This window comes from Staphylococcus sp. HMSC063A07 (genome assembly GCF_001836955.1).
GTDB classification, from domain to species: domain Bacteria; phylum Bacillota; class Bacilli; order Staphylococcales; family Staphylococcaceae; genus Staphylococcus; species Staphylococcus lugdunensis.
This window is the reverse complement of sequence record NZ_KV830918.1, coordinates 20,178-30,814: the sequence shown is the minus strand read 5'-3', so window position 1 is coordinate 30,814 and position 10,637 is coordinate 20,178. Positions and strand designations below refer to the sequence as shown.

General features: G+C 33.5%; 3 protein-coding genes, 1 pseudogene and 1 CRISPR repeat array. Of the genes and pseudogenes, 2 read left to right on the top strand and 2 right to left on the bottom strand.

Translation table 11 applies throughout. The features are described 5' to 3' along the window. Window positions 1-288: 288 nt before the first annotated feature. Window positions 289-1,104: pseudogene (locus HMPREF2597_RS05805) on the bottom strand (tandem-type lipoprotein). Window positions 1,105-1,473: 369 nt separating this feature from the next. On the opposite strand from HMPREF2597_RS05805, the gene ausA reads away from it, so the two are divergent. Continuing rightward, entirely contained in the window at window positions 1,474-8,655 is a 7,182-nt protein-coding gene (ausA, locus tag HMPREF2597_RS05800; protein WP_070817231.1) for an aureusimine non-ribosomal peptide synthetase AusA, read from the top strand. Next, the gene (gene ausB, locus HMPREF2597_RS05795; protein WP_002479158.1) at window positions 8,652-9,278 is read left to right on the top strand and encodes an aureusimine biosynthesis 4'-phosphopantetheinyl transferase AusB; all 627 of its coding nucleotides are present in this window, start codon (window positions 8,652-8,654) and stop codon (window positions 9,276-9,278) included. Before ausA ends, ausB begins: the two co-directional genes overlap by 4 nt. Before the next feature lie 352 nt (window positions 9,279-9,630). Here ausB and HMPREF2597_RS05790 read toward each other — a convergent pair whose 3' ends face one another. After that, the gene (locus HMPREF2597_RS05790) at window positions 9,631-9,984 is read right to left on the bottom strand and encodes a hypothetical protein (protein ID WP_002479159.1); all 354 of its coding nucleotides are present in this window, start codon (window positions 9,982-9,984) and stop codon (window positions 9,631-9,633) included. A gap of 193 nt (window positions 9,985-10,177) precedes the next feature. Continuing rightward, window positions 10,178-10,637: a CRISPR direct-repeat array (repeat unit 29 nt; unit sequence GTTCTCGTCCCCTTTTATACGGGGTATTC).

The following is a 10,637-nucleotide window of genomic DNA, read 5'->3' as shown; positions in this document are numbered from 1 at the left end:
CCGAGCTTTAACTTCCTTGACTGTCGCATCTCTTCACATCCTTATATTTTTCTCCACATATGATATATTTATAAAATTTGATTTTATGATACTAATTTCTCTTTCATGTTAGCAATCAATTCATAAGCAATCAATTTAATTTGTTTTTGTATGATTTATTTATAATTATATTACACAAAAAGCGCATCATTTATGACACGCTTCTAATCAATATTCAGTTTTGATACACTATTTGTTTCTTCAGAATTACTTATTAATTTTCTGTTAATGTTGGATATTCAGTTTTGCTCATGATTCATCACGCTCAGTAGGTTTGAAATTAATACTATCTGTAAAAAAGATATTTTCTTCTTGATTTTCTACAAAAGTGAATTCTAGGTTTTTATGCCCTACAGATGACCCTTTCAAGTCGCCATCACCTTTCAACAGTAGTTTCGGTGCTTGTTTCGTTGGGATATTATATCGTTTTCTTAACTGTTGTACATTATAATCATCATTACTTAACTGATATTTGGCGGAATAACTCGGTACATTTGGATTGTATGAAATATCTCCACCTTTGTAATCATTCAAATCTTTAAATTTGCCATATTGTACAAAAAATTTAAAGTTTTCGATTTCTTTTTTTAACTTGTCGTCATGTATTGGCTTCGTTGGAATAATTTTATTATGTTCCATTTTCACTGGATATTTTTTATCTTTACTATGTGTATAGCCTTTACTGTCCTCTGTTATTTCTCTAACAATAAAATTACCTTTTGTTGTTCTAGTATTTCTATTTACATATAGAGTCATCCCTCTTGACTTCAAACTCTCATCTTTGTGTTGAATAGTCATTTCAGAACTAATAATCCACGTCCCCTTATCGCCTTTATCAAATTCTTGATCTCGAAAACCTTATTTATCGTAAAAATCATCGAGATTCTTCGTAGGATATAGCTTTAATGTCTTATTAAAGCTTTGTTTGATTTGTGCCTCTCTGCTAAACTCTTTTTTACTACTTTCTGTTTTAGTGTTTTCTTTTTGGCTGCTTCCACATCCACTAATACAAAATATTAACAGTAAAAAAACGATACTCAGACTTAATCTCTTTAAATGTTTCATCCTTCCACCCCTTTTTTACATTAATTTCTCTTTTATAGTACCAAACAATATTTATGTAATCTATTTTAATTTTTATATAATGCGTATTTAACATAAAAGTGCACCTATAACAATACAAATGTAGTCTGAACTACTACGTTTTAAATAAATATGTTTTAATATTCAATTATTAAAAATACGAATACTATCAAACCTTACTGAGATTATCATAATTAATTTTTTAAAAAGCTTTTATTAAGATTTTATAAATTTTTTAATTAGGTAATTGTTTTTGTGTAGGTAAATGTATTATGATATAGACTGTCTAGACAAGAAGATGTGAATGCTTAATTATGTTTATTAAAGAATGAATATGAAAGAAGGACTTAAATGAACAAACAACTATTGAATTTTCAAAAGTATTTTTATCTTAAATATTTAAAACAATCATCCTCAACACATCGGATGACATATTGGGTAAAATTGGATACCCGTATTGATTGTCATCAACTGGTGTATGCATTATTAAATGTCGTACAACACCAACCTGTATTAAGATCACAATTCAATATTGATGATTCGGATGATTTATGTGTAAGCATTCGAGAATTTTTCCCGTTTATTGAATTAAAAGCTTTCGATGACTATTCCAAAAATATTGATATCGAAAGTTTCTTCCAACAAAAATTGAATTCATACTATTTAAATCAATTACCTCAATTTAACTTTACAATTTATCAATTTCTTGATGAAGCATACTTACTTTTAGATTTCCATTCTATGATTTTTAACGATAACCAATTACAAATATTTTTATCAGAATTAAATAAGGCTTACAAACATTCACTCAATCAGCATGCTGGAATATCTCAATTCTATATGACGGTACAAAAGATAAACGAAAAAGCATGCAATCCAAATGCACCAAAAGACTTTAATCAATTTAAAGTACTTCATGCAGATAATGAAAATTATGCCTATATGCCTGTAAAAAATGTCTCTGATAAAAAAGAGATGCGCTATGTACGTACACAACTCTCATCATTTGATATCCATCGATTAGCAGTTAGCACATATTTGGCACATCACTTTATGAGTCAATCAAATGAAGTGGCATTGAACATCCACTTCCCAGTAGCGAATAAACAATCAGAGTTGTTGATGGTACCGAATTCAAATGTGTCCCCAGTATGTTTATACATTGACCAACACGCATCCGTAGACAGTCTGTTAACAGCTTGGACATCCGCAATTCATTCATTACAAAACCATGGTGCGTCATTCATTACAGAAGCAAATGCTGACGTCATGGAATTAGAAAGTATGTTTCATGTAACACCAGTAGTAGCAGACTTTGAACTTCATCAAGTTTCACATGAGGTACATCGTTTGTACAACAATAAATCTTCATTAGCGAATATTGAAATCTATCCACTCGCAAATGGTGGTTTTGACTTAGTTTACGATGCAAATGCCTATGATGATTTAACGATTCAAACATTACGCCGTTTAATTACAACCATTTATATGCAATCTGTAAATCAACCAACTATGTTAGTACAAGAGATTCAATTAAATGATCAAACTGACTTACAATTATACGAAAGAATAAATAGTCATAGTATGACCCAACTGAATGGTAATGATGCTTATCAAACTGTAATGAGCCGCTTCGAATATCAAGTTAATCAACATCCTGATGCAATCGCCTTACAATTTGAACAGCAATCTATGACATACCGTCAGTTAAATCAACAAGCCAATTACATTGCACACTTATTGAGAACGACTTATGGCATTCAACCAAATGATACGGTCGCTTTAATTATGGAACGCAGTATGGAAATGATTGTAGCTATATTAGGTATTCTAAAATCTGGTGCTGGCTATCTACCTATTGATCCAGACTATCCACAAGAAAGAACACACTATATTCTTAAAGATGCGATGCCTAAAGCGATAATCACATATCATATAACACTGCAGTCAGACTTACCTCTTATCAAAATGGAGGAAATCAATTGGGAAGAATGCACGTATATTGATAATCTGCCACACATTAATACACCAGAAGACACTGCCTATGTCATCTATACTTCTGGAACAACCGGTAAACCTAAGGGAACTGTCATCGCACATAGAGGTATCGATCGCCTAGTTCACCAACCTAACTATGTTGAACTTAACGATGACACGGTGATTTTATTATCAGGAACGATTGCCTTTGATGCTGCAACCTTTGAAATTTACGGAGCTTTATTAAATGGTGGTCGCTTAATTATCACATCAAAAGATACTTTACTTGATTCTAAGCAATTGGGCCAAACCATTGCAGATAAACAGGTCAATACAATGTGGTTAACTTCATCACTTTTCAATCAAATTGCCAGTGAGCGTATCGAAGTGTTAGAATCTCTCAAATATTTACTTATCGGTGGAGAAGTGTTGAATGCTAAATGGGTAAACCTATTGAATTCACGTGCACGACACCCACAAATAATCAATGGTTATGGTCCAACTGAAAATACAACGTTTACGACCACTTATGCTATTCCACCAAAATTACCTGCACGTATTCCAATTGGTAGTCCGATTAATGGAACGACTGTCTATGTCATCCAAGGTCAACGATTATGTGGTGTAGGTGTGCCTGGGGAATTATGTATTGGTGGTTCAGGTTTAGCAAAAGGTTATTTGAATCAACCTGAGCAAACGCAACAGAGCTTTGTTAAATCTCCATTAAATGGGGAAGCGATTTATAAAAGTGGTGACTTAGTTCGTCTACAAGAAGATGGTAATATCGACTACATTAGTCGTATCGATAAGCAAGTGAAAATTCGTGGTTTCAGAATCGAATTATCAGAAATTGAAAAAGCAATCGAAGCGATACGCGATATTAATAAAGCTGTCGTCGTTGTGCATGAACATGAGCAAGATCGTGATAAACAAATTGTGGCATATTATGAGGCTTCTCAACCACAATCAACAAGCACATTGAAGAAGTTATTAAGTCACACGCTACCTAATTATATGATTCCAGTTCATTTTATGAAAATAGACAAAATTCCTATTACAATCAATGGTAAGTTAGACACACGTGCTTTACCAGATATTGATATGATTGATGAATCCAATTATGTTGCGCCACGTAATGAACTTGAACGCGTCCTTTGCCGCATATTTGAAGAAATTTTACATGTTGATCGCGTAGGTATTAAAGACAATTTCTTTGAACTGGGTGGTCACTCATTGAGAGCGACATTAGTGGTTAATCGTATTGAAGAACAGCTTCAAAAGCGCCTTAAAGTTGGAGATATTATGAAGTCTCCTACTGTTAAAGCCCTTAGTCAACAGCTTAAAGAGACTCAAAATGAACACTATGAAGTGATTCCTAAAGCTTCAGAAGATACGCAATACGAATTAAGTGCTGTTCAAAAAAGTATGTATTTATTATGGAGTGTAAATCCAAAAGATACCGTATATAACATCCCATTTTTATGGCGCCTTACTTCAGAATTAAATGTCAATCAATTGCAACGTAGCTTGTCACAATTAATTCAGCGCCATGAAATATTACGTACTCAATACATCATTGATCATAATGAAGTTAAACAACGCATTGCGAAAGATGTTATTCCGGACTTTGAGGAAGTAACTACAGATTTAACGGATGAACAAGATATCATTCATGCCTATACGCATCCTTTCAACTTGGAAAAACCAAGCCAAATACGCATGAAATATATTCACTCTCCTGAACATCACTATTTATTTATTGATACGCATCACAGTATCAACGATGGCATGAGTAATACAATTTTATTAGCAGATTTGAATGCGCTATATCAAAATAAATCTTTACCTCAATTGTCATTACAATATAGAGACTATAGTGAGTGGATGGCACAACGTGATTTATCAACACAACGTCATTATTGGCTTGAACAATTTGAAGATGGTGTGCCTGTGTTAAATATGCCAACAGATTATCCTAGACCAAGCATTAAAACGACACATGGTCATATGATGACATTTCATTATGACCAAACATTCAAATCACAACTCAAGTCTTATGTTGAACAACATCAAATTACTGATTTTATGTTCTTTGCGAGCGCAATTATGGTGCTGCTTCATAAATATACACGACAAGACGACCTTGTTATTGGTAGCGTGATTAGCTCACGAACACATAGAGATACTGAGAATATGCTAGGAATGTTTGCCAACACACTCGTATATCGTGGACAACCGTCAAATGACAAGCCTTGGGAACAATTTATTTCTGAAATGAAAGAGACAAGTTTAGCTGCTTATGAACAGCAAGAATATCCATTCGAAAGCCTAGTCAATGATTTAGTTGGCGACCGAGATCCTTCACGTAACCCATTATTTGATGTGATGCTTGTGCTTCAAAATAATGAGACAAATCACGCTAACTTTGGTCATAGTCGCTTGACACATATACCACCTCAATCCACGACAGCAAAGTTTGATCTATCCTTTATTATCGAGGAAGATTATAACGACTATACCGTGAACATTGAGTACAATACTGATTTATATAGTAAAGCAACCATTCAATTGATGGCACAACAACTTGAAAATATTTTCAAATATGTGATTACTACTTCAAATCCAAAAATTAAAGAGATACAAGAAGATCCACATATCTTAGATTGGATAAACACAAACGTTAATTGTTATACACGAGACGATACAACCCATGAAACGGTTCAACAGCGCTTTAACCGTGTTGTGAAGCAACATAGTGAAGATGTAGCACTTAGAATGAATGGCCAATCAATGACCTATCAAACATTAGATGCCTATGCTAATCAACTCGCATATGAATTAACGGTAAACGGCGTTCAATCTGGGGACCGTATCGCATTACTCACTGAACGCAGCTTTGAAATGATTATTAGCATGGTGGCTGCGATCAAGGTTGGTGCCTCATATGTTCCAATTGATGTGGCACATCCAGATAAACGTATCGATTATATGATTAAAGATGCCCAAGCATCTGCCGTTATCACATATGGCAAAGATATACACATGAATATACCAACCATTGCGCTTGAAACTTTAGAGCTGACAAATAATAACAAACGTCCATTTTCTGAGTATGCGGGCAGTCTAGAAGATGAAATATATTGTATCTATACGTCAGGAACCACAGGTATGCCTAAAGGTGTGTCCATTCAACAAAGCAATATACTTAATTTAGTAAACGCATGGACAGATCGACTTGAGCTCTCAGAACATGAAACAATTATTCAATATTCAAATTATGTCTTTGATGCATCTGCCATGGATATTTACTCTAGCTTATTAAATGGGCACACACTTGTTATTGCAAATAAAAATGAACGTACTAATACCGAGCTGTTAGAACAACTGATTACAAAGGAAGCAATAACGGTAGCATCCATACCACTTCAAGTATTAAATGTGATGCATCAATTTTACATTCCTAAAATTATTACTGGTGGCGCTACAAGTACACCTTCATTTGTACAGCACATTTCCAAACATTGCGATACGTATTACAACGCTTATGGTCCTTCTGAATCAACCGTTGTAACAACAACTTGGTCACACGCTAAAGGAGACCCAATACCATCAACCATACCAATCGGGCAGCCTTTAGCTAACATTCAAGTTTATATCGTTTCTGAGATGCAATTATGTGGCATCGGTATCGCAGGAGAATTATGTATTGCAGGAGACAGTCTAGCTGCAGGCTACCTTAATCAACCTGAACTGAACGCTCAAGCATTTATAGACAATCCTTTTGGTACAGGAAAACTATATAGAAGTGGTGATTTAGCACGATTTACTCCTGATGGCAACATTGAATTTTTAGGTCGTATCGATAAACAAGTTAAAGTCAATGGTTATAGAATCGAATTAGAAGAAATTGAAAATGTAATCAATGCGCTAGATGGTGTCGATGATAGTGTAGTAATCATTCGTCAACAAGGCGGCCATGATTTATTACACGCCTACTATGTGGGTAATCATGATATAGCATCGCATCTACTTAAACAATTAACTCAATACTTGCCAAAATACATGATTCCTAATACATTCACTGCCATTGATGAAATTCCATTAACAAGTAACGATAAAGTTGATGAATCTAAGCTACCAAATCCTGAAATGCATCACCATCAATTTGAGCCACCAAGAAATGACACCGAGCAAATTTTTGCCTCAATCATGGCAGAAATACTAGATATTTCTGAAATAGGCATAGATGATGACTTCTTTAAATTAGGAGGCAGTTCCTTAGATACTATGGTCCTTATTTCTAAACTTAAAAGGAAACATATTCATCTTACTATGCAAGATATCTATCAATATAAGACAATCCGTCATTTGTCAGCACACTTAGAACAGCAAAGTGACGAATCGTGCGTTACTTTACCGGATCACTTACCTCAATTACAGTCATTAATCAAACAACGCTATCAAATGCGTTCAAAACCAATGATAGTAAGACATCTAGGTCATGTGTTATTAACAGGCGCAACAGGTTTCTTAGGCGCATATTTAATTAATGAATTAACCGGTTATACTGATAAAATTACTTGCGTAGTGAGAGGACAGAATAAGAAAGACGCACGTCAATTAGTAGAAGAAAACTTAAGTTGCTATTTTGATCCTGCACATGTTGCTGACTTAATGATACGTGTTGAAGTCGTATTAGGTGAATTCTCCAACTTAGATATATTAAACATCACAAATCATATTGACACCATTATTCATGCAGGTGCACGGACAGATCATTTTGGAGATGATGAGGCATTTATCAACGTAAATGTGAAAAGTACAGAAGATTTATTAACACTTGCTGAAACACATAAAGCGCGATTTATTTACATTTCAACAATTAGTGTAGGAACAGTATTTGACTCCCATGCCGAGGATTATACTTTTTCAGAACAAGATTTATATAAAGGTCAGCTATTCACATCTCCTTACACAAAAAGTAAATTCTATAGCGAAATCAAAGTGTTAGAAGCAATAGAAGCTGGTTTAGATGCTCAAATCATGCGATTAGGCAACTTAACAAGCGCATACACTGGAAAACTAAATATGAAAAATTTAACAACAAATCGTTTCTCAATCGTCATGAATGATTTATTAAAATTACCATTTATCGGTGACAGTTTTTCACAAACAGAAATTGAATTTTCATTTATTGATATCACTGCAAGAGATATCGTGACATTAGCAATTTCAAATGCCACACCTATCATCTATCACGTCTATTCACCACATGTACTCACAATGAAAAACGTGTTAGAAGAAACAAAAGATACCGACTTGCCACTGATCAATGATGAGGAATTTGATAAAGCCTTACATGAATTAAACATGCATGAAGTAATTGGATTAAATAGTCAAGCATCCAACCAAATAACTGGTGTCACCCAGTCATCAATGACTCAAAATTTGCTTAGAGATTTAGACGAAGTATGGCCTAAAGTTACACAACATTGGTTATATCAATGGCGGGAACTACTCAATGAAAAATTTGAATGTAAAGAATACCATAGATGAAATTATTTATTACCCAAATGAACCATACTTATAAAGACATTGCGCACTGGATGTCTCAAAGTCATCGACAATTGAAAAAGCCCGAACGTCTAACATATCGTTTTTCTAAGGATAAATGGATGCATCGTATAGGCGACTTATTGATACAATACAGCATCGAACACACCCATGGACTCATGCCAAGCCAATGGTCATATGATATCCAGCCTAATGGACACGTCAAAATTGCAAGCCCAATCGACATCTATGTGAATCTTTCATACAGTTTCCCTTATATTATCTGCGCAATAGACCATTTGCCTATAGGTGCAGATATTGAAGAAATAAAAGGCATGGATGATTTAAACATCGCCAAACAGTTTTCAACAAACGAATTCAATCAAATACAAACACTTGAAGACTTCTATACAATTTGGACCAAAAAAGAAAGTTATTCAAAAATGATAGGAGAAGGTCTAATACGAGGATTAGCATATTACGATGTGACAAAACCATTATACTATCAGCACCACACCATAAAGTTCAAACAACATCTTATAGACAACTGTATCATTCAACTCTGTCATATAAGTAGCAATCATCCATTCGAAATAGTAGATGTGCCTTTAAAACAATTATTTTAATGACAGGAGCGGGACAGAAAACTAATTGATATAAAATTAGGTAGCCCGTTCCACCTCCTTTGTACAACAGCTTTTATATTTAAAAATTTATTTGTTGAAGTCCGTACGCAAAATTGAGTTTGATTTATTTGAACGCATAAGCTTAATACTTACACATAAATAAAATTTATTTCTGAAAAAGGTTACTTTACTAAAAAATGCTGCAAATATTCTATTCTAGGCTGAGATATTAATTATATTTCAGCCTATTTATTGATATTTAAAAAACAAAGAAATAACATTTTCATCAGTCAAATTTACATATAAATTCTGTACTTAATTGAACATGTTTCCAATTTAGAATTGTATATTTTTAATTTTTATATCCTCGTTTAAATTTTATTATTAATAGAATTACTCCAACTATAAATAATAGGGTATACAAATTTTGCCCTAAAAGTGCATTAAAAAATAAAACAATTACCATAACTATTCCTAATCCAATAAGCATAGCAGTTATTATCATTATATATGGACCTACAGCATAAGGAATAGAGTCACTGTCTTCGCCATAAAAGTATTTATCAAAAAAAGCTTTAAATGTATTCCGAATAAACACGACAAGCTTAAAATAAAAAAAGGCAGTTACACCAACACTAATCAACCAATACGGAACTATAATAAATAACTTAACTAAATTTATTATTAAATCCAGTACTTCCTCCATAATTTCAACATCTCCCAATTTTTTATATAACTATCAACACTTTTCATTAATTCTTGTTAAAATCAACAGAACCTTTTTTAAGATTGTCAAAATCATTTAAATTTTTTAAATAATAAAACAAACTGCGCTGACTCAAATGCAGAGTTAGCGCTTTGGTTATTATCTAGTTTTTTAAAAACCTTAATATTAACATCTTTTTGTCCCCTTTTATACGGGGTATTCTCTGATTAATATATTGATTTGTTAAATATACTTAGAGTGAATGGTTCTCGTCCCCTTTTATACGGGGTATTCTCTGATTGAAACCTTTCATAAGTCATTAACTACTGTATATAAAGGTTCTCGTCCCCTTTTATACGGGGTATTCTCTGATTTGAAGCACCTGAAGACTTTGAGTTTGTTAAGCCAAAGTTCTCGTCCCCTTTTATACGGGGTATTCTCTGATTTGGAGATATTTAAACTAATAGTGTAAAAGTGCACAGTTCTCGTCCCCTTTTATACGGGGTATTCTCTGATTAATGAGACAACAAATACAAAACTTATTGAATAGCGAGTTCTCGTCCCCTTTTATACGGGGTATTCTCTGATTAAAAACAGATTTTGATTATGAAATATTTAATGTCGGTTCTCGTCCCCTTTTATACGGGGTATTC

Bases quoted from the DNA above. Each gene is read 5' to 3' on its own strand.
- ausA (WP_070817231.1), top strand. From the start codon at position 1,474: ATGAACAAACAACTATTGAATTTTCAAAAGTATTTTTATCTTAAATAT.
- HMPREF2597_RS05790 (WP_002479159.1), bottom strand. From the start codon at position 9,984: ATGGAGGAAGTACTGGATTTAATAATAAATTTAGTTAAGTTATTTATT.
- ausB (WP_002479158.1), top strand. From the start codon at position 8,652: ATGAAATTATTTATTACCCAAATGAACCATACTTATAAAGACATTGCG.